Source organism: Thauera sedimentorum (genome assembly GCF_014489115.1).
GTDB lineage: Bacteria > Pseudomonadota > Gammaproteobacteria > Burkholderiales > Rhodocyclaceae > Pseudothauera > Pseudothauera sedimentorum.
This window is the reverse complement of the sequence record NZ_JACTAH010000002.1, coordinates 200950-225807: the sequence shown is the minus strand read 5'-3', so window position 1 is coordinate 225807 and position 24858 is coordinate 200950. Positions and strand designations below refer to the sequence as shown.

Sequence of the window (24858 nt, the reverse complement as noted above, 5' to 3'; positions counted from 1 at the left end):
CGCCAGAATCCGCCTCGGTTGCTGACAAGGTAGAGGAGACGAGAACGATGCCGATCAACAGCTTTGCCCCGCCGCAACTCGACCCGATCGAGAAGGCCAGCCAGGACGAACTGCGTGCCCTGCAGCTCGAACGCCTGAAGTGGAGCGTGCGCCACGCCTACGAGAACGTGCCGCATTACCGGAAAAGTTTCGACGAGAAGGGTGTTCACCCGGACGACCTGAAAACGCTCGCCGACCTGGCCAAGTTCCCCTTCACCACCAAGCACGACCTGCGCGACAACTACCCCTTCGGCATGTTCGCGGTGCCGATGGAGAAGATCGCCCGGGTGCATGCCTCGTCCGGCACCACCGGCAAGCCCACCGTGGTCGGCTACACGCTCAAGGACATCGACACCTGGGCCAGCGTGGTGGCGCGCTCGATCCGCGCTTCCGGCGGCCGGCCGGGCGACATGGTGCATGTGTCCTACGGTTATGGTCTGTTCACCGGCGGTCTGGGCGCGCACTACGGCGCCGAGAAGCTGGGCTGTACCGTGGTGCCGATGTCCGGCGGGCAGACCGAGAAGCAGATCCAGGTGATCCAGGACTTCAAGCCCAAGATCATCATGGTCACCCCGTCCTACATGCTGACCATCCTCGACGAGATGGAGCGCATGGGCATCGACCCCAAGAGCACTTCGCTGAAGATCGGCATCTTCGGCGCCGAACCCTGGACCCCGGCGATGCGCCTGGCGATGGAAGAACGCTCCGGCATGGACGCGGTGGACATCTACGGGCTGTCGGAAGTGATCGGCCCGGGGGTGGCCAACGAATGCGTCGAGACCAAGGACGGCCCGACCATCTGGGAAGACCACTTCTACCCCGAGATCATCAACCCCGAGACCGGCGAAGTGGTGGCCGACGGCGAGGAGGGCGAGCTGGTGTTCACCTCGCTCACCAAGGAAGCCATGCCGGTGATCCGCTACCGCACCCGCGACCTCACCCGCCTGCTGCCGCCCACCGCGCGCAGCATGCGGCGCATGGCCAAGATCACCGGGCGTTCGGACGACATGCTGATCATCCGCGGGGTGAACGTGTTTCCGACGCAGATCGAGGAACTGATCTGCAAGATCCCCAAGCTGGCCCCGCACTATCTGCTGGAGGTCGACAAGCAGGGCCACATGGACACCCTCACCGTGAAGGTGGAGATCAACCCGGAGGCCGGCGTAGGCCGCCACCCCGAGCAGAAGGAAGCGCTCGCCAAGGAGCTCACCCACCACATCAAGAGCCTGATCGGCGTGTCCGCCAAGGTCCAGGTCGGCGAGCCCTTCAGCATCGAGCGGGTCACCATCGGCAAGGCCAAGCGGGTCATCGACCGCCGGCCGAAGGCTTGAACCTGTGTAGGAGCGGCCTTGGCCGCGATGCGGCGGCGGTTCTGCAAAGGCCGCATCGCGGGCAAGCCCGCTCCTACAGAGAAGGCCGGCACCACACAGAGAGATAAGGAGCACACATATGTATACACAAGCTCTGGACATTCCCCAGCCCAAGGGCGAGCCGAAAGGCCCGCGCGTGGTCGAGAACGCCGAGTACCAGGCAGAGTTCGACGCCAGGATCGACGCCGGCGGCTTCATCGAGGCCAAGGACTGGATGCCCGAGGCCTACCGCAAGACCCTGGTGCGCCAGATCAGCCAGCACGCGCATTCGGAGATCGTCGGCATGCTGCCCGAGGGCAACTGGATCACCCGCGCGCCCAGCCTCAAGCGCAAGGCCATCCTGCTCGCCAAGGTGCAGGACGAAGGCGGTCACGGCCTCTACCTGTATGCCGCGGCCGAGACCCTGGGCGTGTCGCGCGACGAGCTCTACGAAGCCCTGCTCGACGGCCGCGCCAAGTACAGCTCGATCTTCAACTACCCCACGCTCACCTGGGCGGACATCGGCGTGATCGGCTGGCTGGTCGACGGCGCGGCGATCATGAACCAGATCCCGCTGTGCAAGTGCAGCTACGGCCCCTACTCGCGCGCCATGGTGCGCATCTGCAAGGAAGAGTCCTTCCACCAGCGCCAGGGCTACGACCTGCTGCTGCAGATGATGCAGGGCACGCCCGAGCAGCGCGAGATGGTGCAGGACGCGGTCAATCGCTGGTGGTGGCCGTCGATCATGATGTTCGGCCCGCACGACAAGGACAGCCAGCACTCCGAGACCTCGATGCGCTGGGGCATCAAGCGCATCTCCAACGACGACCTGCGGCAGAAGTTCGTCGATGCCACGGTCAAGCAGGCCGAGGTGCTGGGCATCACCCTGCCCGACCCGGACCTGAAGTGGAACGAGGCACGTGGTCACTACGACTTCGGTGCCATCGACTGGGACGAGTTCTGGTCCACGGTGAATGGCCACGGGCAGTGCAACGTGGACCGCATCGCCGCGCGGCGCAAGGCCTGGGAAGAAGGGGCATGGGTGCGCGAGGCGGCGCTGGAGCATGCGCGGAAGCAGGCGGTGAGGGAGAAGGCCGCCGCTTGAGGTAGCGGCAGAGCGAATGAAAACGGTCCCCTCCCCTTCAAGGGGAGGGACAGGGTGGGGATGGGTTTCTTGAGGTCCGGCACAGCCTGAACCGAAACCCATCCCCCCTCCCGACCTCCCCCCTTGAAGGGGGGAGGAGCTTACAGCGCCGCCTTCGGCGGCAAGGAGATTGGAATGGAACGCAAGGAATGGCCGCTGTGGGAAGTCTTCGTCCGCAGCAAGAACGGCCTGGATCACAAGCATTGCGGCAGCGTGCACGCGCCCGATGCCAAGCTCGCGCTGCAGGTGGCGCGCGATGTGTACACCCGCCGCCAGGAAGGCGTGTCGATCTGGGTGGTGAAGGCGAGCGACATCGTCGCTTCCGACCCGGACGCCAAGCCCGAGCTGTTCGACCCGGCGGAAGACAAGATTTACCGCCACCCGACCTTCTACACCCTGCCCGACGAAGTCAATCACATGTGAAGCGGGGGGATAAACCGATGACCCAACAGAACATCGCAACGCCGGAGCACATTGAATACGTGCTGCGCATGGGCGACAACGCGCTCATCCTCGGCCAGCGCCTCTCCGAGTGGTGCGGCCACGCGCCGGTGCTGGAAGAGGACATGGCGCTGGCCAATACCGCGCTCGACCTCATCGGCCAGGCCCGCCTGCTGCTCACCCACGCCGCCAAGCTGGAAGGCAAGGGGCGCGACGAGGATCAGCTCGCCTTCCTGCGTGTGGAGCGCGACTACCGCAACGTCACTCTGGCCGAACTGCCCAACGAGGACTTCGGTCGCACCGTGGTGCGCAACTTTCTCTTCGCCGCCTTCCAGGTGCTGCTCTACCAGCGTCTGGGGACCAGCAGCGACCAGGAACTGGCCGCCATCGCCGCCAAGAGCCTGAAGGAGGCGCGTTACCACCTGAGCCACGCAGGCGAATGGGTGATCCGCCTGGGCGACGGCACCGAGGTCTCGCACGCCAAGGCGCAGGCCGCGCTCGATTACCTGTGGCCCTACACCGCCGAGTTCTTCGCCGCCAACCCGGCGGACGATGCGGCCGCCGCCGCCGGCATCGGCCCGGCATGGGCCAGCCTGGAAGCCGAGTGGGAGGCGCTCGTGGTGCCGGTGCTCAATGAGGCCACGCTTACCGTGCCGGCGCGCACGCCGTTCAAGAGCTACGGCAAGTTCGGCCGCCACTCCGAGCACATGGGCCACTTGCTGGCGACCATGCAGTACATGCAGCGCACCTATCCGGGTGCTACCTGGTGACAACGATGCTCAGCGAACCCCAGGCCTGGCAGGTGCTCGAAGGCGTGCCCGATCCCGAGATCCCGGTGGTCTCGGTGGTCGAGCTCGGCATCGTGCGCGAGATCGCCTGTGGTGACGACGGCCTGCGGGTGGTGGTTACGCCCACCTACTCGGGCTGCCCGGCCACCGAGGTGATCGCCGAGAGCATCCGCGCCGCGCTCGCCGCGGCCGGCGCCGGGCAGGTCGACATCGAGACCCGTCTGGACCCCGCGTGGACCTCGGACTGGATCGGCGAGGCGGCGCGCGAGAAGCTGCGCGCCTACGGCATCGCCCCGCCCTCGGGCACGGCGGCGGTGGGCGGCGCGCAGCCGATCCGCTTCGTGGCCAAGTCACAGACCTGCCCGCATTGCGGCTCCACCGATACCGAACGCCTGTCCGAATTCGGCTCAACCGCCTGCAAGGCCTTGTACCGCTGTCGGGCCTGCCGCGAGCCCTTCGAGTACTTCAAACCGATTTGAGCGATGCCGCGCAAGACGGCACACGGAGACGACCATCCATGACCCCGAAATTCCATCCCCTGAAAGTGGCCGAAGTGCGGCGCGAGACCGCCGACTCGGTGAGCCTGCGTTTCGACGTGCCGGCCGAGCTGGCCGACGAGTACCGCTTCGTGCAGGGCCAGCACCTCAACATCAAGGCGAGCGTGGATGGCGAGGAAGTGCGCCGCTCCTACTCGATCTGCGCCGGCGTCGGTGACGGTGAGCTGCGCGTGGCGATCAAGAAGATCGCCGGCGGGCGCTTCTCCTCCTGGGCCAACGGCGGCATCAAGGCCGGCGACGTGCTCGAGGTGATGACCCCGGAAGGGCGCTTCCACACCCCGCTCGACCCGGCGCACGCCAAGCACTACGTGGCCTTCGCCGCGGGCAGCGGCATCACGCCCATCCTGTCGCTGATCAAGACCACGCTGGCGGCCGAGCCGAAGAGCCGCTTTACCCTGGTCTATGGCAACCGCCGCCAGGCCAGCGTGATGTTCGCGGAGGCGCTGGAGGACATCAAGAACCGCTATCTTGCGCGCTTCACCCTGTACAACCTGTTCTCGCGCGAGGAGCAGGAAGTGCCGCTGTTCAACGGCCGGCTCGACGCAGCCAAGGTGAGCCAGTTCCTCGACACCCTGCTGCCGGTCGGAGACATCGACGAAGCCTTCATCTGCGGCCCCGGGGCGATGATCGACGAGGTGGAGTCCGCGCTGCTGGCCGCCGGCATGAGCGCCGACCACATCCATCTGGAACGCTTCGGCGTGCCGGACTCCGCGCCCGCCCATCACGTGGAAGCGGGCGACGCGCCGCAGGCCACCATCGTGGTGGTGGCCGACGGCCTGCGCCGCGAGATGGAGTTCCACGCCAGCGACCCGTCCATCCTCGACGTCGCCCTGCGCGCCGGCATGGACCTGCCTTACTCGTGCAAGGGCGGGGTGTGCTGCACCTGCCGTGCCAAGGTGGTGGAGGGCAAGGTGCGCATGGACAAGAACTACACCCTGGAGCAGCCGGACGTGGATGCCGGCTACGTGCTGACCTGCCAGGCCCACCCGCTCACCGAGCGCGTGGTGATCAGCTTCGACGAGCGCTGATCGCTACCGAGCCACATCGAAGGACATGTAGGAGCGGCCTTGGCCGCGATCAACGAGATCGGCAGCAACGGACATTGAAGGATTACACATTGGAGATGGTGGCATCGAGCGTGTATGGTCGCGGGCGTGGCGGAGAACCCCTCCGCAGCGCGCGTGCCTGCGCGTCCCCCTTCATGCAACGCTCGAAATCCGACTGAACCATGGCCCGAGGAAAAGCCCCCACCTTCGAACTGCAGCGCGCCGCCATCCTGGCGGAAGCCGCGCGCCTGTTTGCCGAGCGCAGCTTCCCCAGTGCGTCGATGTCCGAACTGGCCAAGGCCTGCGGCGTGTCCAAGCCGCTGCTCTACCACTACTACCGCGACAAGGAACACATCCTGTTCGACATCGCGGACAGCTACATGGACCAGCTGCTGGAGATCATCGCCGGGGTCCGGGCGGAAGGCCTGGCGCCGGAAGCCCACCTGTCCGCGCTGGTGCTGCGCTTCCTGGAGGAATACGAGCACTCGCAGAACCGTCACATGGTGCTGGTGCAGGACGTGAAGTTCCTGCAGGCCGAGCAGGCCGAGCAGGTCACTGCCAAGCAGCGCCGGGTGGTGGCGGCCTTTGCCGAGGCCATCGAAGGGGTGGAGCCGGGGCTCAAGCGCCGCCACCTGGACAAGCCGGTGGCGATGATCCTGTTCGGCATGATCAACTGGACCTTCACCTGGCTGCGCGCCGACGGCCGCTTCACCCATGCCGACATGGCGCCGGTGGTCACCAGCATCGTGCTCAACGGGGTCAAGGGACTGCTGGACAAGGACAAACCGAAACCGAAGGACAAGAGCCCGGCGCACTAGCGGCGGGCACGATGACACCCGGGCGCAGGCGGCAGGCAAGACCGCCGCGCCCGCCAAGGAGGAGAGAGACGTGAATCAACCCGGCCTGACCGACGTATACATCTGCGACGGCATCCGCACCCCGATCGGCCGCTACGGCGGCGCGCTTGCCGGCGTGCGCACCGACGACCTGGCGGCCATCCCCATCAGCGCGCTGATCGAGCGCAACCCCGGGGTGGACTGGGCGGCGGTGGACGACATCTACTACGGATGCGCCAACCAGGCCGGCGAGGACAACCGCGACGTGGCGCGCATGGCCGGGCTGCTGGCCGGGCTGCCGATAGACGTGCCCGGCTCCACGCTCAACCGCCTGTGCGGCTCCGGCATGGACGCCACCGGCACCGCTGCGCGCGCCATCCGCGCCGGCGAGGCCGAGCTGATGATCGCCGGCGGGGTGGAATCGATGAGCCGCGCGCCCTTCGTCATGGGCAAGGCCGACACCGCCTTCTCGCGCAGCGCGAAGATCGAGGACACCACCATCGGCTGGCGCTTCGTCAATCCGCTGATGAAGGCGAAGTACGGCATCGACTCGATGCCCGAGACCGCCGAGAACGTCGCCACCGACTTCGGCATCGCGCGTGCCGACCAGGACGCCTTCGCCTTGCGCAGCCAGCAACGCTATGCGGCCGCCGCCGAGCGCGGCTTCTTCACCGGCGAGATCGTGCCGGTGAGCATCCCGCAGCGGAAGGGCGAGCCGGTGGTGGTTTCCGCCGACGAACATCCGCGCGCCACCACGCTGGAGGCGCTCGCCAAGCTCAAGGGCGTGGTGCGCCCGGACGGCAGCGTGACCGCGGGCAACGCCTCGGGCGTGAACGACGGCGCGGTGGCCCTGCTGCTCGCCAACGAGGCGGCCGCCGCGCGCCATGGCCTGAAGCCGCGCGCGCGCATCGTCGCCATGGCCACCGCCGGGGTGGAGCCGCGCATCATGGGCATCGGCCCGGCGCCGGCCTCGCGCAAGGTGCTGGCGCGCGCCGGGTTGAGCCTGGAGCAGATGGACGTCATCGAACTCAACGAAGCCTTTGCCGCGCAGGGCCTGGCGGTGATGCGCCAGCTCGGCCTGCCGGACGACGCCGCACAGGTCAATCCGAACGGCGGCGCGATCGCGCTCGGGCATCCGCTGGGCGCCTCCGGCGCACGCCTGGTGCTCACCGCGCTGCGCCAGCTGGAGGCCAGCGGCGGACGTTATGGCCTATGCACCATGTGCATCGGCGTCGGCCAGGGGATTGCGATGATCATCGAGCGGGTGTGACGAAACGCCCTCGGTCTTCACAATTCGTTATTTTCAAACGAATTAGTAATGTGATAATTTTTCGCTGCCGGTAATCGGGCAACCCCTCAGGCCCGCTTACTCATACAAACCAAGAGGAGGAGACACCATGAAGCTGAAGAAGACGCTGTTCGCCGCCATCAGCCTGGCCTTTGCGGCCACCGCCGCCCAGGCCGACATCAACGTGGGTGTGGTCGTGTCCGCGACCGGTCCCGCCGCCTCGCTGGGCATCCCGGAGAAGAACACCCTGGCGCTGATGCCCACCACCATCGGTGGCGAGAAGATCAACTACATCGTGCTGGATGACGCCTCCGACACCACCACGGCGGTGAAGAACATGCGCAAGCTGGTGTCCGAGGACAAGGTGGACGTGGTCATCGGCTCCACCATCAGCCCGAACTCGCTGGCCATGATCGACGTGGCCGCCGAGAGCCAGACCCCGATGATCTCCATGGCCGCCTCCAGCCGCATCGTCGAGCCGGTGGACGAGAAGCGCCGCTGGGTGTTCAAGACCCCGCAGAACGATGCGCAGATGTCCACCGCCATCGTCGAGCACATGACCGACAACGGCGTGAAGACGGTCGGCTTCATCGGCTTTGCCGACGCCTACGGCGAAGGTTGGTTCGAGCAGTTCAAGAGCGTGGCCGAGGCCCGCGGCCTGAAGATCGTCGCCAACGAGCGCTTCAACCGCACCGACACCTCGGTGACCGGCCAGGTGCTCAAGCTGATGTCCGCCCGCCCGGATGCGATGTTCATCGCCGGCTCCGGCACCCCGGCGGCGCTGCCGCAGAAGGCGCTGGTCGAGCGCGGCTGGAAGGGCAAGGTCTACCAGACCCACGGCGTGGCCAACAACGACTTCCTGCGCGTGTGCGGCAAGGACTGCGAAGGCACCTTCCTGCCGGCCGGTCCGGTGCTGGTCGCCGACCAGCTGCCCGCCGACAACCCGGTGAAGAAGTCGGCCATGGAGTACATCGCCAAGTACGAGGCCGCCCACGGCAAGGGCAGCGTGTCCACCTTCGGCGCCCATGCCTGGGATGCCGGCGTGCTGATGCAGGCCGCCGTGCCCGAGGCGCTGAAGAAGGCCAAGCCGGGTACGGCCGAGTTCCGCGCCGCGATGCGTGACGCGCTCGAAGGCCTGAAGGAAGTCGCCGGCGCGCACGGCATCTTCAACATGAGCACGACCGACCACCTCGGCCTCGACCAGCGTGCCCGCGTGATGGTGCAGATCCAGGGCGGCGCCTGGAAGCTGGCCAAGTAAGCGCTTCAGACGGGGCGCGGGCGGTCGCAACCGCCCGCGCCCCTCACCCAGACCTATAGAAAGCATTCATACACCGCACCACGAGGCCGCCGGCCGAGGGTGGGGCGGGAGGGTTCGTCCATGGATTTGCAGATCGCCCTGATCCTGGGGCAGGACGGCATCACCAACGGGTCGATCTATGCCTTGCTGGCGCTTGCGCTGGTGTTGGTATTCGCGGTCACCCGGGTGATCTTCATTCCGCAGGGTGAGTTCGTCGCCTACGGCGCGCTCACGCTGGCGATGATGGTCAATGGCAACGTGCCGGCCACCATCTGGCTGTTGATCATGGCCGGCGTGGCGGTGGCCGCGGTCGACGGCTACAGCGCGCTCAAGGCCGGGCAGACCCGGCGGCTGCCGGCCATCCTCGGCATCAATGTCGCCTATCCGCTGGTGCTGCTCGGCGTGCTGAAGATGCTGCCGCTGGCCGAGATGCCGCTGGCGCTGCAGGTGCTCGCCGCGCTGCTGGTGGTGGTGCCGATGGGGCCGATGATGTACCGCCTGGTGTACCAGCCGATCGCCGAGGCCCCGGTGCTGATCCTGCTCATTGTCTCGGTGGCCGCGCACGTGGCCATGGTCGGACTCGGCCTGGTGTTCTTCGGCGCCGAGGGCTATCGAACCCCGCCGTTCTCCGAGGCACGCTTCGAGCTCGGGCCGATGATGATCACCGGCCAGACCATCTGGGTGGTGCTCGCCTCGCTGGTGCTGATCGTCGCGCTGGCGCTGTTCTTCGGCCGCACCCTCTACGGCAAGGCGCTGCGCGCCACCGCGATCAACCGCACCGGCGCGCGGCTGATGGGCATCTCGCCGGCGCTGGCCGGCAAGCTGACCTTCTTCCTCGCCGCCCTGATCGGCGTGCTCTCCGGCGTGCTGATCTCGCCGATCACCACCATCTACTACGACACCGGCTTCCTGATCGGCCTCAAGGGCTTCGTCGGCGCCATCATCGGCGGGCTGGCGAGCTACCCGATCGCCGCCGCCGGCGCGGTGTTGGTCGGCCTGCTGGAAGCCTTCAGCTCCTTCTGGGCCAGTGCGTACAAGGAAGTCATCGTGTTCACGCTCATCATTCCGGTGCTGCTGTGGCGTTCGCTGAAGAGCCATCACCTGGAGGAGGAAGAATGAAGTTCGCGCTCTCTCCGCGCGTGGTGCTCGGCGCCTTCCTCGCCGCCCTGCTGCTCGCGCCGCTCGTCCTGTCGGCCTTCTACGTCACCCTGCTCAACTACATCGGCCTGTATGCCATGGTGGCGCTCGGCCTGGTGCTGCTCACCGGCGTCGGCGGGCTGACCAGCTTCGGGCAGGCGGCCTTCGTCGGCATCGGCGCCTACACCACGGCGGTGCTGTCCACCGCCACCGACCTGCCCGGCTGGCTGGCCTGGCTGGGATGGTCGCCCTGGTTCGCGCTGGGCGCGGGCCTGGTGATCACCGCCGCCGTGGCCATCGTGCTCGGCTCGCTCACGCTCAAGCTCTCCGGCCACTACCTGCCGCTGGGCACCATCGCCTGGGGCATCAGCCTGTACTTCCTGTTCGGCACCATGGCCACGCTGGGCGGGCACACCGGCCTGACCGGCATCCCGCCGATCACCGTGTTCGGCTACGAGCTCTCGCAGGGTCACGAGATCTACTATCTGATCTGGCTCTTCCTGCTGATCGGCGTGTACACCACCAGCAACCTGCTGGATTCGCGCGAAGGGCGCGCGATCCGCGCGCTCAAGGGCGGCATGGTGATGGCCGAGGCGATGGGGGTGAACACCGCGCGCTCGCGCATGGTGATCTTCGTCATCGCCGCGCTGCTGGCCTGTGCCTCGGGCTGGCTGTACGCCCACATGCAGCGCTTCGTGAACCCCACCCCCTTCGGCCTGCACATCGGCATCGAGTATCTGTTCATGGCGGTGGTCGGCGGCGCGGGCCATGTGTGGGGCGCGCTGGTTGGCGCCGGGGTGATCACCGTGCTCAAGCAGTGGCTGCAGGACATCCTGCCGCGGCTCTTCGGCCAGAGCGGCAACTTCGAGGTGATCTTCTTCGGCCTGATGATGGTGCTCATCCTGCACAAGGCACGCGGCGGCCTGTGGCCGATCATGGTGAACCTGGTCGGGCGGGTGGTGCCGGTGCAGGCCGTGCAGCGGCGCATCGACGCCGGCGCCGAGCCGCTGCCGCGCCGCGACCTGCCCAAGCAGGGCGAGGTGCTGCTGGAGGCCCGGGACGTCACCCGGCGCTTCGGCGGCCTGGTGGCCAACAACAACATGAGCCTGAGCGTGAAGGCCGGCGAGATCCTCGCGCTGATCGGCCCCAACGGCGCCGGCAAGAGCACCATGTTCAACCAGGTCTCCGGCGTGGATACGCCGACCTCGGGCGAGGTGCTGTTCCGCGGCCAGTCGGTGGTCGGCCTGGGCGCGCGGGCGATCGCCCGCATGGGCATGAGCCGCACCTTCCAGCATGTGAAGCTGCTGCCGACCATGAGCGTGCTGGAGAACGTCGCCATCGGCGCCCACCTGCGCGGCGCCAAGGGCGTGCTGAGCTCCGCCTGGCACTTCGACCGCGCCGAGGAGGCCCGGCTGCTGGCCGAGGCGGCGCGGCAGATCGAGCGCGTCGGCCTGGCCGAGCACATGTTCGACGAGGCTGGCGCCCTGGCCCTGGGCCAGCAGCGCATCCTGGAGATCGCCCGTGCGCTGTGCTCCGACCCTTGCCTGCTGCTGCTCGACGAACCGGCTGCCGGCCTGCGCCTGAAGGAGAAGGAGGCGCTGGCCAACCTGCTGAAGAAGCTGCGCGCGGAAGGCATGGGCATCCTGCTGGTCGAGCACGACATGGACTTCGTCATGGGCCTGGTCGACCGGGTGGTGGTGATGGAATTCGGCGAGAAGATCGCCGAGGGCCTGCCCGAGGAAGTGCAACAGGATCCGGCGGTGCTGGAAGCCTATCTGGGAGGGGTGGAATGAGCACCGCGACCGTGAACAACGTTCTGGAAGTGCGCGACCTGTGCGTGTCCTACGGCAAGGTCGAGGCGCTGCACAACGCCAACATCAGCGTCGGCCAGGGGCAGATCGTCACCGTGATCGGCCCCAACGGCGCCGGCAAGACCACCATGCTGTCGGCCATCATGGGGGTGCTCGGCTCGCGCGGGCAGGTGAACTTCGACGGCAGCATCGAGGGCGTGCCCGAGGTCGAGCGCATGGTCGCCCGCGGCATGAACCTGGTGCCCGAGAAGCGCGAGCTGTTCGGCGAGATGAGCGTGGAGGACAACCTCGTGCTGGGCGCCTTCCAGCGCTACCGGATGGGCAAGCGCGACCACGCGCAGACCATGGACGAGGTGTACGACATCTTCCCGCGCCTCAAGGAGCGTCGCAGCCAGATGGCCGGCACGCTGTCCGGTGGCGAACGACAGATGCTGGCGGTGGGCCGCGCGCTGATGGCCAAGCCCAAGCTGCTGATGCTGGACGAACCCAGCCTGGGGCTGGCGCCGCTGATCGTGCGCGAGATCTTCCGCATCATCGCGGAACTGCGCCGGCGCGGGGTGTCCATCCTGCTGGTGGAGCAGAACGCGCGCGCCGCGCTGCAGGTGGCCGACTACGCCTACGTGCTGGAGACCGGCGAGATCGCCATGGAAGGCCCGGCCCACAAGCTGGCCGACGACCCGCGCGTGATCGAGGCCTACCTGGGCCTCGGCGGCAAGCACCAGGACAAGCTGGCCGGCTAGGCGACCCCGCCTCAGCCAGAAGCCGGCGATCCATCCCACGAGGAAGACAGAACATGGAAGCCCTACGCATCATCGAGGACGAGCACCAGTCGCTCGCCGCCATCCTGCACGCGGTGCGCTACATGCTGAAGGAGATCGGCAAGGGCAAGCTCGCCCCCGACTTCCGCCTGCTGCGCGCCATGGTGCACTACCTGGACGCCTATCCCGAGCAGCGCCACCACCCCAAGGAAGACCAGTACCTGTTCGCCCGCCTGAAGCTGCGCACCAGCGAGGGCGCGGACGCCATGGCCCGCCTGGAGCAGGAGCACGCCGGCGGCGAGGCGCGCATCAAGGCGCTGGAAACCGCGCTGCACCAGTACGCCAGCGGCGACAAGGACGGCTTCGACGCCTTCAATCGCGCCTTCGAGAACTTCGCCGACTTCTACCGCAACCACATGCTGCTGGAAGAGCGCGAAGTGCTGCCCCTGTGCCGCAAGCATTTCACCGACGAGGACTGGGAGGCGGTGGCCGCCGGCTTCCGCGAGAACAACGACCCGATGGGCGGCACCCGCGACACCGAGGACTTCCAGCGCATCTTCTCCAAACTCGTGGCCGCCGCGCCGCCGCCGATCGGCCTCGGGGCAGGGCCTTACAAGGACGATTGAGCCGCCGACCTCAAGCCGGCCCGGCCGGCCAGTAGGAGCGGCCTTGGCCGCGATGCGGCCGGTGGCGGAACAGCCGTAGGAATCGCGGCCAAGGCCGCTCCTACAGCCGGGGCGGTGGATCCTTGGAGGGGCTCAACCGCCGGTCGCACGCATCGCGCCGGAGCCGGCCGGTCCGGCCGTTCTGGCCGGCGTGCGCTCATCCGGCAGACGGTAGCGCTGCTCGCGGTACAGCCAGGACGGCAGCAGCACATGGGCGAGCGCCCGGCGTTCCAGCTCGGCGGCGTCGGCCGGCGGTTCGGTTGCCAGCGCGAGGCGCTTGGCGGCCGGATCGTAGACGGCGTGTGCAGGTTCCTTCTCCGGCCGCAGGATCACCAGGCGCTGGCCTTCCATCCAGCCGTAGTGCTGCTCGTACTGCATCATCGCGCGGCCCGGTGCGTCGGCGGCCTCGCGCGACAGGTCGCGGCCCAGCATCGGCGTGTCGGCCTCGATGCCCATCAGCGACAGCACGGTGACCGGCAGATCGATCTGGCTGGCCACCGTCCGTATGCGTCGCGGCTCGATGTCGGCGCCCAGGATCAGTCCGGGGATGTGGAAGCGCTCGACCGGGATCAGGCTGTCGCCCTTGGTGCGGATGTCGTGGTCGGCGACCACCAGGAACACGGTGTCCTGCCAGTAGGCGCTGGCGCGCGCCTGCTCGAAGAAGCGGCCGAGCGCGTAATCCGCGTACTTGACCGCGTTGTTCTCGGTGCCCTTCTCTTCGTCGTACAGCTCGATGCGCCCGTCGGGGAACTCGAAGGGCGAGTGGTTGGACGAGGTGAAGATCAGCGTGAAGAAGGGTTTGCCGGCGGCGTGATGCGCGGTGATCTCCTGGTGCGCGCGGTTGAACAAGTCCTCGTCGGACACCCCCCAGCTGCCGGTGAATACCGGCGCCTGGTAGTCCTTCTCGTCGATCACGCGCTCGAAGCCGTTGCCCTTGAAGAAGCTGCGCATGTTGTCGAAGTGCGATTCGCCGCCGTAGATGAACTCGGTGTGGTAGCCACGGCGGCCGAGCAGGTCGGCCAGCGAGAAGAAGCCGGTCTGCGACAGCGACAACTTGACCACGCTCTGCGCCGGCGTGGGCGGAAAGCCGGTGGTGACCGCCTCGATGCCGCGCACCGAGCGGGTGCCGGTGGCGTAGAGCTGCTCGAACCACCAGCCCTGTTCCTTGAGCTTCTCCAGCTCCGGGGTCACCGGCAGGCCGCCGAGCGATTCGACGAAGGTGGCGCCCAGGCTCTCTTCCAGCACGATCACCAGGTTGAGCGGCCGCGCGCGCGGCCGGCTGGGAAGCAGGCGGCTCAGCGTGGGCAGCTCGGGCAGGGCGGCCGAAACCGACGTGAGCCCTTCCGCGCCGCGCGCCGCCGCCACGGTGGCGAGCATCTCTTCGACCGGCATCTCGCCGTAGACCGCGCCGGACTCGGCCTCATGCTTGAGGTTGTAGACCGCGTGGGCCACCGACCAGGCGGAATTGAGGATCAGGCTGTTGACCATCGGGTCGGCGGTCAGCGCGAACATCGCCGGATTGGCCGGGCGATGGTCGGTGGTGGAGCGGATGGCGAAGGCCACCAGCAGGAACACGAAGGGCCAGGACAACCACAGTTGCCAGTGCTTGCCGCGTCGCGGTTCGGCCAGCCAGGGGCGCATCAGCCGGCTCATCGCCCAGGCCGCCAGCGCGGTGAAGGACAGCCCGGCCAGTACATGAAGGCGGAAGCCGCCCCACAGCATGGCGGACACCTCGCGCGGATACTTGAGGTATTCCACGAACAGCCGGTTCGGCCGGCTGTCGTACTCGCCGACGAAGCCCGGCGTGGCCAGTTCCAGGAAGACCAGCAGGGTGATCGCCAGGATCGCCCACAACCAGGTCAGCCGGCGCCACAGCGGCCAGGCGGGTGCGGTGGCGAGAAAGGGTGCGAGGAGCAGCGGCGGCAGGGCCAGCAGCCCGAGCTGGATGAGGTCCACGCGCACCCCCTGCAGCAGCATCTGCCCGGCGAGGCCGGTGGCGGATACCCGCTCCCACTGCCAGGCCATGAGGCCGAGCCGGCTGGCCGAAAGCAGCACCAGACCGACCAGCACCATCATCACCAGCGGGGCATAGGGGCCGAACACGGCCAGGCCTTGCCACAGGCGTGCGAGGCGGGGCGAGGCGGGCGGGGCAGGGGCGGCGAGGGAGGCGGACATGCGGGCGACCGATGATGGAGCGGGCGCCAGTGGAGCATGGCAAACTTAAGGAAGACTTAAGCTTTGCCAACCGGGAACGTAACGGAGCTTTGCAGCGGACATGCGCATACTGCTGGTGGAAGACGATGCCGCGCTGGCGGCCGGCGTACGCACGGCATTGCGCCCCGAGGGTTACACGGTCGATTGCCTGGACGACGGCCCGCATGCGCTGCAGGCGCTGCTCCATGGCGGCTACGAGTTGGCGGTGCTGGACCTCGGGCTGCCGCGCATGGACGGACTCGACGTGCTGCGCCAGCTGCGCGCCAGCGGCAGCGCGGTGCCCGTGCTGGTGCTGACCGCGCGCGATGCCACCGCGGACCGCATCGCCGGGCTGGATGCCGGGGCCGACGACTACCTGGTGAAACCCTTCGAGGTCGACGAGCTCAAGGCCCGCCTGCGCGCCCTGCTGCGCCGTGCGGCTGGGCGGCCGCAGCCGGTGGTCGAGCATCGCGGCGTGCGCCTGGAGCCGGCCGCTCAGGCCGTGTTCCTGCACGGGCGGGCGGTCAGCCTGTCGCGCCGGGAGTTCGCCATATTGCACGAGTTGCTGGCCCAGCCCGGCCGGGTGCTGACCCGCGAGCAGCTTGAAGGCCTGCTGTACGGCTGGGGCGAGGAGATCGAGAGCAATGCCATCGAGGTGCACATCCACCACCTGCGGCGCAAGCTCTTCCCCGGGCTGATCCGCACGCTGCGCGGCATCGGCTACGTGATCGACAAGGCCGGGGCGGACGAGGCCGCGCGATGAACGCCATCCGCCGCCGCACGCTGGCGCTGGTGCTGGCGCTGTTCACCGTCATCAGCACGGTGATCTTCGTCGTCAGCGTGCAGGATGCCGCGCACGAGGTCGAGGAGTTGTTCGATGCCCGCCTGGCGCAGAGCGCGCGCATGCTGCAGGGGCTGATGCGGGTCGATCCCGGCGGCGGCGAGCAGTTGCGGGCGCGCGTCCATGCGGCCTTTGCCGACGCGCTGAGCCAGAGCGGCGAGCTCGATGTCGGCGACGAGGGCAACCTGCCCTATGACGGGCATCCCTACGAGAGCAAGCTCAGCTTCCAGGTCTGGCGCGGCGACCAGCTGGTGATGCGCACCGGCAGCGCCCCGGACGGTCCGCTCAGCCGCATCGCAGGCGGCTTCGCCGACGAGCTGGTCGGCGGCCACGTCTGGCGGGTGTTCGTGCTGCGCGACGCCGCCCAGGGGCTGCGCATCATGGCCGGCGAGCGCGAGGACGTGCGTGGCGAGCTGGTGAGCGGCATCGTCTGGCAGACGATGATGCCGGACATCGTTGGCGTGCCCCTGCTCACCGTACTCATCTGGATGGCGATCGGCTGGGGCCTGAAGCCGCTCGAACGCATGGCCGGCCTGATCCGTTCGCGCGACCCCGCCCACCTGGCGCCGTTGGAGCTGTCGCCCTTGCCCGAGGAGCTGGCGCCCATGCAGCACGCCCTGAACCGGCTGCTCGGCGAGGTCTCCCGCCTGCTGGCGAGCGAGCAGCGTTTCATCGCCGACGCCGCCCACGAGTTGCGCACACCGCTGGCGGTGCTGCGCGTCCATGCCCAGAACGCGCTCGACGCTGGCAGCGAGCAGGAGCGCCGCGCGGCGCTGCTCGAGCTGCGGGCCGGCGTGGACCGCGCCACCCGCCTGGCCGGGCAGATGCTGACCCTGGCGCGCCTGGAGCAGGCCGAGCCGGCGAATGGCCGCGAGGCGCTGAACCTGCTGGCCGAGGTGCGCCGGGAGCTTGCCGGCCTGATGCCGCTGGCCGACGAGGCGCAGGCGGAGCTCGCACTGGAGGCCGACGAGGCCCTGGACTGGCGCCTGCCGCTCGAGCCCGGAGCGCTCGGGATGCTGGTGCACAACCTGGTGGCCAACGCCCTGCGCCATGCGCCGGCCGGCAGCACCGTGGCGCTGCGCCTCGGTGCGGTGGACGATGGCATCGAGCTGGTGGTCGCCGATCATGGCCCCGGCGTGCCTGTAGCGTCGCGCGCGCTTCTCGGCCAACGCTTCCTGCGCCTGGGGGGCGGCAGCGGCGCGGGGCTCGGCTTGTCCATCGTGCGCCGCGTGGTCGAGCGTCATGGCGGGCGCCTGGCGTTCGACGAAACCCCCGGTGGCGGCCTCACGGTGCGGATCGTCCTGCCGCGCACGGCGCACACCATAGTCTGAGCGGGATCGATGTGTATTTCCGCTGTGCCCAAACACGCACAAACTCTGTATGCTGTGCGCCACGCCCTTTGCATTGCGCGATGCCCTGCAGGCCGCGACGGTGCTAGAATCCGGCGCGTAGAACCTGACACCGCTCCCTACTCACACCAATCGAGGATAAAGCATGAACAAAGGTGAATTCGTCGAAGCCCTGGCCGACCGTCTGGACGTTTCCCGCGCGCAAGCCGACCGTGCCCTTTCCGGCGTGCTCGATATCATCGCCGAGCAGCTCTCCAAAGGCGAAAAGGTTGCCTTCACCGGCTTTGGCTCCTTCGAGGTCTCCAAGCGCGCCGCACGTACCGGCCGCAATCCGCAAACCGGCGCGACCATCAAGATCGCTGCTTCCAGCGTGCCCAAGTTCACCGCTGGCGCGACCCTGAAGGCCTCCGTGAACGGCAAGTAAGCCCACGGCTGCACGCTTTCCAAAAGCCCGGTGCCATGCAGGCGCCGGGCTTTTTTTCGTCTGGCCCGTGGATTTCTGCCCGCGAAGTGCTCGGCGTGGGTTAGAATGCGCCTCGTTGTGCAATGCAGCAGCAGGGCCATAGAGGTACCCGGGGCGTGAATCCAGCGATTCGCGGCGCCCGCGACCCGGCCCGAGGGACTGTATCCACAGCCCCATCGCCCCCGACCTCCCTTCAGTCGAACTCCATTCGCTCTTCCGATCGTCTGGCATCGAGATAACCGGTTGGTGCCGATGCGCGGTCGTGCTTTCCTCGCCATGCGGTGAGGACGACGACCGGCCCACGCTCATCGTGCGCCTCCGAATCCGGTGGCCCCGCGTCCGGCTTTGTCCAGAGAATCCTGGCTGCCGGGCGGCGCGATGTCATGCGGCCCGCACCGATGCGGGCCGGAATCCGGCTGACCGGCGCCTTTTCGCCGCCAGCCACGCAAGGAAGACGAAACAATGACGTTCAACGAACTCGGCCTCGGCGAAGAATTGCTCAAGGCCATCGAGGCCACCGGCTACACCACCCCCACGCCGGTGCAACAGCAGGCCATCCCCGCGGCGATCGCCGGCGGCGACCTGCTGGTGTCCTCGCATACCGGCAGCGGCAAAACCGCGGCCTTCACCCTGCCCAGCCTGCAGCGCCTGACCGGCCGCCGCCCGGCGCCGGGTGCCGGCCCGCGCGTGCTGGTGCTCACCCCGACCCGCGAACTCGCCCTGCAGGTGGAAAAGGCGGTCAATACCTACGGCCGCGCGCTGCGCTGGCTGAACACCGCCTGCCTGGTCGGCGGCGCGCCCTTCTTCGCCCAGGTCAAGCAGCTCGCCCGCCATCCGGACGTGATCGTGGCCACCCCGGGTCGCCTGATCGACCACCTGGAGCGCCGCAAGCTCAAGCTCTCCGACATCGAGGTGCTGGTGCTGGACGAGGCCGACCGCATGCTGGACATGGGCTTCCTGGAAGACATCGAGACCATCGTGCGTGCCACCCCGGCCAGCCGCCAGACCCTGCTGTTCTCGGCCACCCTCGACGGCGTGGTCGGCAACCTGGCGCGCGAAATGACCCGCAACCCGCAGCGCATCGAGATCGTCGGCGGCGGCGAGGACCGCGGGCAGATCGAGCAACGCCTGCTGTTCGCCGACGGTCTCGGCCACAAGAACAAGCTGCTGGAAGCGGTGCTGGGCTGCACCACGGTGAACCAGGCCGTGGTGTTCACCTCCACCAAGCGCGGCGCCGAGGAGATCTCCCTGCAACTGCAGGAGAAGGGTTTCTCCGCCGCAGCCCTGCACGGCGACATGCACCAGGGCGCGCGCAACCGCACCCTGCAGCAGCTGCGTTCGGGCCGCATCAACATCCTGGTGGCCACCGACGTGGCCGCGCGCGGCATCGACGTCGCCGGCATCAGCCACGTGGTGAACTTCGATCCGCCGCGCCAGGCCGAGGACTATGTGCACCGCATCGGCCGTACCGGCCGCGCCGGGCGCAGCGGGGTGGCGATCACCCTGTCCGGCCCGCGCGAGACCGGCATCATCCGCGCCATCGAGCGCTACACCGGCGACCGCCTGGAAGTGCACACCATCGAGGGTCTGGAACCCAGCCCGCGCGCGGCCAACCCGCGCCCGGCGGGCAACAAGCCGCGCTTCGGCAGTGGCAAGCCGGGCGGCTTCGGCGGCCGCGGCAGCAACAGCCCGTGGCCGTCGTCGGACCAGCCCTCGCGCCGCAGTGCCGGTGGTTTCGGACGCGGCAACAGTGGCGGGGAAGGCCGCTTCGGCGGCGACCGTCCGCAGGGTGCGCGCCGTCCGCGCCCCTGATCCGCGCGCAGTTCATCAGCACCAAAAAACAAACCCGCCGAATGGCGGGTTTGTCGTTTATGGCGGCCGCATGCCGGCAGCGGCTGCCGGCCGGCGGAGCTCAGCGCTTGCCTTCGCTCTTCAGTGCGGCGATCTCAGCTGCGCGCAGCTGGGTGGCGAGCTTGTCCAGCACGCCGTTCACGAAGCGGTGGCCGTCGGTGCCGCCGTAGCCCTTGGCCAGCTCGATCGCCTCGTTGATCACCACCCGGTAGGGGGTCTCCAGGCAGTTCTTCAGCTCGTGGGTGGCCAGCAGCAGGATGCCGCGCTCCACCGGGGAGAGCTCCGACAGCGGGCGGTCGATGAAGGGTGCGAAGTCGTACTGCAGGTCGGCGACGTTCTCCAGCGTGCCGCGCAGCAGCGAGACGAAGAGCTCGCGATCCGCCTTGTCGAAGCCGCTGGCCTGCTCGACGTGCTCCTCGATCACCGGCACGCTGTTGCCCGACAGCAGCCACTGGTAGATGCCCTGCAGGGCGAATTCGCGCGCCCGGCGGCGGGAGGATTTGCTGCTCATGTCAGGTCTCCCGCCGGGCCGCCCCAAGGGAGGCCTGCGCCCCCTTGGGGGGCAGCGAACGTAGTGAGCGTGGGGGTCGTCATTTCAGGGCCTTCAGCAGGTTGGCCATCTCGACCGCAGTGCGGGCGCAGTCGCTACCCTTCTCCTGCATGCGGGCGAGTGCCTGGTCGTCGTCCTCGGTGGTCAGCACGCCGTTGGCGACCGGGATGCCGGTGTCCAGCGTCACGCGGGTGATGCCCGCGCCCATCTCGTTGGAAACCAGCTCGAAGTGGTAGGTCTCGCCGCGGATCACTGCGCCGAGTGCGATCAGTGCGTCGAAGCGGCCGCTGCGCGCCATGGTCTGCAGGGTCAGCGGAATCTCCAGCGCGCCCGGCACCGTGGCGATGCGGGTGAGGTCGGGCGACACGCCCAGGCGCTGCAGTTCGGCCACGCAGGCCGACAGCAGGCCCTCGCACACGTCCTGGTTGAAGCGGCTCATGACGATGCCGACACGCAGGCTCTGGCCGGCGAGGTCGATGTCGTATTCGGTGATGTTCTCGAAGCGGGACATGGGGTCTCGGTAGGAAAGTTGGAAATGCGGGTGGCGGTCAGGCGTCGGGGTCGACGAAGCCGGTGATCTCCAGGCCGAAGCCGGCCATGCTGGGGATCTTGCGTGGGTTGGACATCAGCCGCATGCGGCCGACCTTGAGCGCACGCAGGATCTGCGCGCCGACGCCGAACAGGCGCGGGTCCCACTTCACCGGGCGGTCGGCGGTGCCGGTGAGGCTGGCGAGCAGGTCGCGGCCGCTCTGCGGGCGGTAGAGCAGGACGATCACGCCGGCCTCGGCCCGGGCGAGCGCGGCCAGCGCGCTGTTGACCGGAAAGCTGTGACGGCCGCTTTCGGGGTCGAGGAAATCGACCACCGAGATCGGCTCATGCACACGCACCAGGGTCTCGCGCTCGGGGGCGATGTCGCCGCGCGACAGGGCGAAATGCACGTCGCCGGAAGTCTTGTCCTCGAAGGCGGACAGGCGGAAGCGCCCGTGCGGAGTGTCGACTTCCTTCTCGCTGACCTGTTCGACCAGGTGCTCGGTGGCCGCGCGGTATTCGATCAGGTCGCGGATGGCGCCGATCTTCAGGCCGTGTTCCTTGCCGAACTCGACCAGGTCGGGCAGGCGGGCCATGGTGCCGTCGTCCTTGAGGATCTCGCAGATCACCGAGGCCGGCTCCAGCCCGGCGAGCTGGGCGAGGTCGCAGCCCGCTTCGGTGTGGCCGGCGCGGATCAGCACGCCGCCCTTCTGCGCGGTCAGCGGGAAGATGTGGCCGGGCATGACGATGTCTTCCGGCTTGGCGTGGCGGGCGACCGCGACCTGCACGGTGCGCGCGCGGTCGTGCGCCGAGATGCCGGTGGTCACGCCGGTGGCCGCCTCGATCGAGGTGGTGAAGGCGGTGCCGTGCGGGGTGCGGTTGTCGCGCACCATCTGCTGCAGCCCGAGCTGGCGGCAGCGCTGCTCGGTGAGCGTCAGGCAGATCAGTCCGCGGCCGAACTTGGCCATGAAGTTGATCGCCTCGGGGGTGACGAACTCGGCCGCCATGACGAGGTCGCCCTCGTTCTCGCGGTCTTCCTCGTCGACCAGGATGACCATGCGCCCGGCACGGATCTCGTCGATGATTTCGGTGATCGGCGACAGCGCGGTCATTGTGCGGACTCCTCGCGCCAGGCGGCCATGCGTTCGACGTAGCGGGCGATCAGGTCGATCTCCAGGTTCACCCGGCTGCCGGCCTGCAGGTGCTTGAGGTTGGTCACCGCCACGGTGTGCGGGATCAGGTTGATGGAGAAATCGGCGCCTTCGACGCGGTTCACGGTGAGGCTCACGCCATTGACGGTGATCGAGCCCTTGCGCGCGATGTAGCCGGCGATGGCCGCGGGCGCGCGGATCACCAGTTCATGGCTCTCGCCCACCGGGGCAAAGCGCAGCACCTCACCGACGCCGTCCACATGGCCGGTGACCAGGTGGCCGCCGAGGCGGTCGGACAGTTGCAGGGCCTTTTCGAGGTTCACCTCTGTGCCCACGCTGTCCAGGCCGACCGTGCAGTTGAGCGTCTCGCGCGACACGTCGAAGTTCACCCGGCTGCCGTCCATGGCGACCACGGTGAGGCACACGCCGCTGTTGGCGATGCTGTCGCCGATGGCCACGTCGGCCAGGTCCAGTCCGCCGACGTCCACCGTCAGGCGCACGCCGTCTTCGAGCGGCGCAATATGTTCGATACGGCCGCAGGCGGCCACGATTCCGGAAAACATGGGGGATCTGTGCGGATGGGGAAGGCGCAATTGTAGGCTAAACGCCGGGGTGTTTGGTTTCCTGGGCGTGCGGCAGGGTTTGTTTCTTTGTCGTGCCGGGGCCGGGCGCTTTCTTTGAGGCTCCCCTGTTCATAGGTGGCCGGTTCCTCATACGGTGCCCGAAATCGTCGCCGGCCGCCTGACCGGCCGGCTGGAGGCGCGGGGGTTCCATCGGCTGTTGTGTTGGGGGCGTTTGAGCCGCCCGGGCGTTTCCAGCCAGGGAGGGGTGAGGGTTGCGGCGATTTCGGGCACAGCATGAGCCGCGACCCTCACCCCTCCCTGGCCGCTCCGGACAGCCCCGCAGCAGGGAACCGAAGCGGTTCAGCGCAAGGCGCGGTCGAGGATCTCGCCAAAGGGCGCGGCGGGCATGTAGCCCACCACCCGCAGGCCGTCGCGCTCCTGGCCGGCGGCGTCGAAGAAGATGATGCCCGGCGGGCCGAACAGCTGGAAGCGGCGCAGCAACGCCTTGTGTTCCTCGCTGTTGGCGGTGACGTCGGCCTTGAGCAGCAGCATGCGCTCCATGCGCGCGGCGACGGCCGGGTCGGAGAAGGTGTAGCGCTCCATCTCCTTGCACGACACGCACCAGTCCGCATAGAAATCCAGCATCACCGGCCGCCCGGCGGAGGCCAGGCGGGCGTCCAGCTCGGCCACCGAGCCGACTTTCTCGAAAGCCGGCGCAGCGCGCGCGGTGGCGCCGGCCTCCGCACGCAGCACGGCCAGCGGCTGCAGGGGGTCGCGCGAGCCGGCCAGCGCGCCGACCAGCATCGCGGTGCCGGCCAGCAGCAGGATCACGCCGATGCCCTTCCAGAAGCGTGCCCAGCCCTTGGTGTGCGGCGGCAGCGGATCGAGCGCGCGCAGGAAGATGCCCGAGAACATCAGCAGGGCGGCCCAGGCGAGCATGGTCAGCAGCTCCGGCACCACCGGGGTGAGCAGCCATACCGCAACCGCCAGCAGCATCACGCCGAAGGCCTTCTTCACCCCCTCCATCCACGGGCCCGCCTTGGGCAGCACGCTGCGCGCGGCCACGCCGACGGCGAGCAGGGGCGCACCCATGCCGAGCGCCATGACGAACAGCGCCGTACCGCCCAGTGCCGCGTCGCCACTCTGGGCGATGTAGAGCAGCGCACCGGCCAGCGGCGCGGCCACGCAGGGGCCGACGATCAGGGCCGACAGCACGCCCATGGTCACCACCCCGCCAATGCTGCCGCCCTTGCGGTGTGCGGCGGTGTCGGCCAGCCGGCTCTGCAGGGCGGTAGGCAGCTGCAGCTCGTAGAAGCCGAACATCGATAGCGCCAGGGCGACGAACACCAGCGCGAAGACGCCGAGCACCCAGACGTTCTGCAGCGCGGCCGACAGCAGGGTGCCGGACATGCCGGCGGCGACGCCGGCCACCGCGTAGGTCACCGCCATGCCCAGCACGTAGGCGAGCGACAGGCCGAAGGCGCGCGCGCGAGAGATGTGGTGGCCATGGCCGACGATGATGCCCGAGAGGATGGGGATCATCGGGAAGGTGCACGGGGTGAAGGCGAGCAGCAGGCCGAAACCGAAGAAGCTGGCCAGCACCAGCGGCACGCTGGCGTCACCCAGCAGGCGGGCGATGCGCCCGCTCTCGTCGCCGGCCGGACCCGAGGTCGCGGGGGCGATGCCGGCCGGCGCGCCACCGGCCAGCGCGCGATCCAACAGGCTGGTGGCGGCGGGCGCCGGGCTGGCGCTGAGATCGATGTCGGCGCTCTGCGGCGTGGGCGGATAGCAGATGCCGCCGTCCCAGCAGCCCTGGCTGGTGACCGTCAGGCGGAAGCGGGTGAGACCCTCCGGTGCGGTCACCGGCAGCAGGATGCTGACCGTGTCGCGCAGGGTCTCGACCGTGCCGAAGAACTCGTCCTCCTTCATCTCGCCCGGGGCGCGCTCGGGTTCGCCGAGCTGGACGCTGGGCGGGTCGGTCTCGAAGCGGAACTTGTCGCCGTAGAGGTAGTAGTCCTTGTGGACGCGGAAGACCGCCTCGACGGTCTGCGGGTCGAGCGCCCGCGCGGTGAATGCGAAGGCCTTCTCAGGTTCGATCGGTTCGCCCAGGGCGTGGGCGGGAGCGGCAAACAGCGTGAGGAGGGCGAGGAGGAAGGCGAACAGCGGCGGGGGTCGGAACATTGCGGGTATGAGTGTTGTTGTTCGGGGCAGGG

Annotated in this window: 23 protein-coding genes; 17 read left to right on the top strand and 6 right to left on the bottom strand. The window is 68.5% G+C overall.

Translation table 11 applies throughout. The features are described from left to right. The first annotated feature begins 47 nt into the window (after positions 1–47). The 13 genes from paaK (at position 48) to IAI53_RS10775 (ending at position 13117) form a co-directional block, all read left to right on the top strand. Entirely contained in the window at positions 48–1370 is a 1323-nt protein-coding gene (gene paaK, locus IAI53_RS10835; protein WP_187718220.1) for a phenylacetate--CoA ligase PaaK, read from the top strand. 118 nt (positions 1371–1488) lie between these two features. Then, positions 1489–2493 (top strand): 1,2-phenylacetyl-CoA epoxidase subunit PaaA, encoded by a 1005-nt coding sequence (gene paaA, locus IAI53_RS10830; protein WP_187718219.1) that lies wholly within the window; start codon positions 1489–1491, stop codon positions 2491–2493. Positions 2494–2667: 174 nt separating this feature from the next. Next, on the top strand, positions 2668–2955 hold the full coding sequence (gene paaB, locus IAI53_RS10825; RefSeq protein WP_187718218.1) for a 1,2-phenylacetyl-CoA epoxidase subunit PaaB: 288 nt from the start codon (positions 2668–2670) through the stop codon (positions 2953–2955). Positions 2956–2972: 17 nt separating this feature from the next. Continuing rightward, positions 2973–3743, top strand: coding sequence for a 1,2-phenylacetyl-CoA epoxidase subunit PaaC (gene paaC, locus IAI53_RS10820; RefSeq protein WP_187718217.1), 771 nt, complete (start codon positions 2973–2975; stop codon positions 3741–3743). A gap of 5 nt (positions 3744–3748) precedes the next feature. Beyond that, positions 3749–4240, top strand: coding sequence for a 1,2-phenylacetyl-CoA epoxidase subunit PaaD (gene paaD / locus IAI53_RS10815; protein WP_187718216.1), 492 nt, complete (start codon positions 3749–3751; stop codon positions 4238–4240). A 38-nt stretch (positions 4241–4278) separates the two neighbouring features. After that, a complete protein-coding gene (paaE, locus tag IAI53_RS10810; RefSeq protein WP_187718215.1) occupies positions 4279–5346 on the top strand; it encodes a 1,2-phenylacetyl-CoA epoxidase subunit PaaE in 1068 nt (355 codons plus the stop codon). Between the two features lie 200 nt (positions 5347–5546). Next, a complete protein-coding gene (locus IAI53_RS10805; protein ID WP_187718214.1) occupies positions 5547–6182 on the top strand; it encodes a TetR/AcrR family transcriptional regulator in 636 nt (211 codons plus the stop codon). 85 nt (positions 6183–6267) lie between these two features. Beyond that, a complete protein-coding gene (gene pcaF / locus IAI53_RS10800; RefSeq protein WP_187719398.1) occupies positions 6268–7470 on the top strand; it encodes a 3-oxoadipyl-CoA thiolase in 1203 nt (400 codons plus the stop codon). Between the two features lie 127 nt (positions 7471–7597). Then, on the top strand, positions 7598–8746 hold the full coding sequence (locus IAI53_RS10795; RefSeq protein WP_187718213.1) for an ABC transporter substrate-binding protein: 1149 nt from the start codon (positions 7598–7600) through the stop codon (positions 8744–8746). A 120-nt stretch (positions 8747–8866) separates the two neighbouring features. Then, complete coding sequence (locus IAI53_RS10790; RefSeq protein ID WP_187718212.1) at positions 8867–9904, top strand: branched-chain amino acid ABC transporter permease; 1038 nt, start codon at positions 8867–8869, stop codon at positions 9902–9904. Continuing rightward, positions 9901–11715, top strand: coding sequence for a branched-chain amino acid ABC transporter ATP-binding protein/permease (locus tag IAI53_RS10785; RefSeq protein WP_187718211.1), 1815 nt, complete (start codon positions 9901–9903; stop codon positions 11713–11715). Before IAI53_RS10790 ends, IAI53_RS10785 begins: the two co-directional genes overlap by 4 nt. Next, entirely contained in the window at positions 11712–12473 is a 762-nt protein-coding gene (locus tag IAI53_RS10780) for an ABC transporter ATP-binding protein (RefSeq protein WP_187718210.1), read from the top strand. The genes IAI53_RS10785 and IAI53_RS10780 overlap by 4 nt, the downstream gene beginning before the upstream one ends. Positions 12474–12526: 53 nt before the next feature. After that, a complete protein-coding gene (locus IAI53_RS10775) occupies positions 12527–13117 on the top strand; it encodes a hemerythrin domain-containing protein (protein ID WP_187718209.1) in 591 nt (196 codons plus the stop codon). 132 nt (positions 13118–13249) lie between these two features. On the opposite strand, the gene IAI53_RS10770 is transcribed toward IAI53_RS10775, so the two are convergent. After that, a complete protein-coding gene (locus IAI53_RS10770; RefSeq protein ID WP_187718208.1) occupies positions 13250–15331 on the bottom strand; it encodes an LTA synthase family protein in 2082 nt (693 codons plus the stop codon). 100 nt (positions 15332–15431) lie between these two features. Between IAI53_RS10770 and IAI53_RS10765 the strand changes: the two genes are divergently transcribed. The 4 genes from IAI53_RS10765 (at position 15432) to IAI53_RS10750 (ending at position 19814) form a co-directional block, all read left to right on the top strand. Further along, positions 15432–16112: a response regulator gene (locus IAI53_RS10765; protein WP_187718207.1), complete on the top strand. Its 681-nt coding sequence runs from the start codon at positions 15432–15434 to the stop codon at positions 16110–16112. Then, on the top strand, positions 16109–17521 hold the full coding sequence (locus tag IAI53_RS10760) for an ATP-binding protein (protein WP_187718206.1): 1413 nt from the start codon (positions 16109–16111) through the stop codon (positions 17519–17521). Before IAI53_RS10765 ends, IAI53_RS10760 begins: the two co-directional genes overlap by 4 nt. Positions 17522–17684: 163 nt before the next feature. After that, complete coding sequence (locus IAI53_RS10755) at positions 17685–17963, top strand: HU family DNA-binding protein (protein ID WP_187718205.1); 279 nt, start codon at positions 17685–17687, stop codon at positions 17961–17963. Positions 17964–18464: 501 nt separating this feature from the next. Beyond that, positions 18465–19814: a DEAD/DEAH box helicase gene (locus IAI53_RS10750; protein WP_187718204.1), complete on the top strand. Its 1350-nt coding sequence runs from the start codon at positions 18465–18467 to the stop codon at positions 19812–19814. 100 nt (positions 19815–19914) lie between these two features. Here the strand turns inward: IAI53_RS10750 and nusB are convergent, their stop codons facing one another. From nusB to dsbD, 5 genes are all read right to left on the bottom strand, one after another. Further along, complete coding sequence (nusB, locus tag IAI53_RS10745; RefSeq protein ID WP_187718203.1) at positions 19915–20364, bottom strand: transcription antitermination factor NusB; 450 nt, start codon at positions 20362–20364, stop codon at positions 19915–19917. Positions 20365–20443: 79 nt separating this feature from the next. Beyond that, the gene (gene ribH, locus IAI53_RS10740; protein WP_187718202.1) at positions 20444–20914 is read right to left on the bottom strand and encodes a 6,7-dimethyl-8-ribityllumazine synthase; all 471 of its coding nucleotides are present in this window, start codon (positions 20912–20914) and stop codon (positions 20444–20446) included. A gap of 37 nt (positions 20915–20951) precedes the next feature. After that, a complete protein-coding gene (gene ribBA, locus IAI53_RS10735; RefSeq protein WP_187718201.1) occupies positions 20952–22043 on the bottom strand; it encodes a bifunctional 3,4-dihydroxy-2-butanone-4-phosphate synthase/GTP cyclohydrolase II in 1092 nt (363 codons plus the stop codon). Continuing rightward, positions 22040–22645 carry a riboflavin synthase gene (locus tag IAI53_RS10730; RefSeq protein WP_187718200.1) on the bottom strand — a complete coding sequence of 202 codons (606 nt, stop codon included), beginning with the start codon at positions 22643–22645 and terminating at the stop codon, positions 22040–22042. The genes ribBA and IAI53_RS10730 overlap by 4 nt, the downstream gene beginning before the upstream one ends. Before the next feature lie 360 nt (positions 22646–23005). Beyond that, positions 23006–24826, bottom strand: a complete 1821-nt coding sequence (dsbD, locus tag IAI53_RS10725) for a protein-disulfide reductase DsbD (RefSeq protein WP_187718199.1) — start codon at positions 24824–24826, stop codon at positions 23006–23008. Positions 24827–24858 lie beyond the last annotated feature (32 nt).

Coding starts and splice junctions, on each gene's coding strand:
- paaK (WP_187718220.1), top strand. CDS start 48: ATGCCGATCAACAGCTTTGCCCCGCCGCAACTCGACCCGATCGAGAAG.
- paaA (WP_187718219.1), top strand. CDS start 1,489: ATGTATACACAAGCTCTGGACATTCCCCAGCCCAAGGGCGAGCCGAAA.
- paaB (WP_187718218.1), top strand. CDS start 2,668: ATGGAACGCAAGGAATGGCCGCTGTGGGAAGTCTTCGTCCGCAGCAAG.
- paaC (WP_187718217.1), top strand. CDS start 2,973: ATGACCCAACAGAACATCGCAACGCCGGAGCACATTGAATACGTGCTG.
- paaD (WP_187718216.1), top strand. CDS start 3,749: ATGCTCAGCGAACCCCAGGCCTGGCAGGTGCTCGAAGGCGTGCCCGAT.
- paaE (WP_187718215.1), top strand. CDS start 4,279: ATGACCCCGAAATTCCATCCCCTGAAAGTGGCCGAAGTGCGGCGCGAG.
- IAI53_RS10805 (WP_187718214.1), top strand. CDS start 5,547: ATGGCCCGAGGAAAAGCCCCCACCTTCGAACTGCAGCGCGCCGCCATC.
- IAI53_RS10795 (WP_187718213.1), top strand. CDS start 7,598: ATGAAGCTGAAGAAGACGCTGTTCGCCGCCATCAGCCTGGCCTTTGCG.
- IAI53_RS10790 (WP_187718212.1), top strand. CDS start 8,867: ATGGATTTGCAGATCGCCCTGATCCTGGGGCAGGACGGCATCACCAAC.
- IAI53_RS10785 (WP_187718211.1), top strand. CDS start 9,901: ATGAAGTTCGCGCTCTCTCCGCGCGTGGTGCTCGGCGCCTTCCTCGCC.
- IAI53_RS10780 (WP_187718210.1), top strand. CDS start 11,712: ATGAGCACCGCGACCGTGAACAACGTTCTGGAAGTGCGCGACCTGTGC.
- IAI53_RS10775 (WP_187718209.1), top strand. CDS start 12,527: ATGGAAGCCCTACGCATCATCGAGGACGAGCACCAGTCGCTCGCCGCC.
- IAI53_RS10770 (WP_187718208.1), bottom strand. CDS start 15,331: ATGTCCGCCTCCCTCGCCGCCCCTGCCCCGCCCGCCTCGCCCCGCCTC.
- IAI53_RS10765 (WP_187718207.1), top strand. CDS start 15,432: ATGCGCATACTGCTGGTGGAAGACGATGCCGCGCTGGCGGCCGGCGTA.
- IAI53_RS10760 (WP_187718206.1), top strand. CDS start 16,109: ATGAACGCCATCCGCCGCCGCACGCTGGCGCTGGTGCTGGCGCTGTTC.
- IAI53_RS10755 (WP_187718205.1), top strand. CDS start 17,685: ATGAACAAAGGTGAATTCGTCGAAGCCCTGGCCGACCGTCTGGACGTT.
- IAI53_RS10750 (WP_187718204.1), top strand. CDS start 18,465: ATGACGTTCAACGAACTCGGCCTCGGCGAAGAATTGCTCAAGGCCATC.
- nusB (WP_187718203.1), bottom strand. CDS start 20,364: ATGAGCAGCAAATCCTCCCGCCGCCGGGCGCGCGAATTCGCCCTGCAG.
- ribH (WP_187718202.1), bottom strand. CDS start 20,914: ATGTCCCGCTTCGAGAACATCACCGAATACGACATCGACCTCGCCGGC.
- ribBA (WP_187718201.1), bottom strand. CDS start 22,043: ATGACCGCGCTGTCGCCGATCACCGAAATCATCGACGAGATCCGTGCC.
- IAI53_RS10730 (WP_187718200.1), bottom strand. CDS start 22,645: ATGTTTTCCGGAATCGTGGCCGCCTGCGGCCGTATCGAACATATTGCG.
- dsbD (WP_187718199.1), bottom strand. CDS start 24,826: ATGTTCCGACCCCCGCCGCTGTTCGCCTTCCTCCTCGCCCTCCTCACG.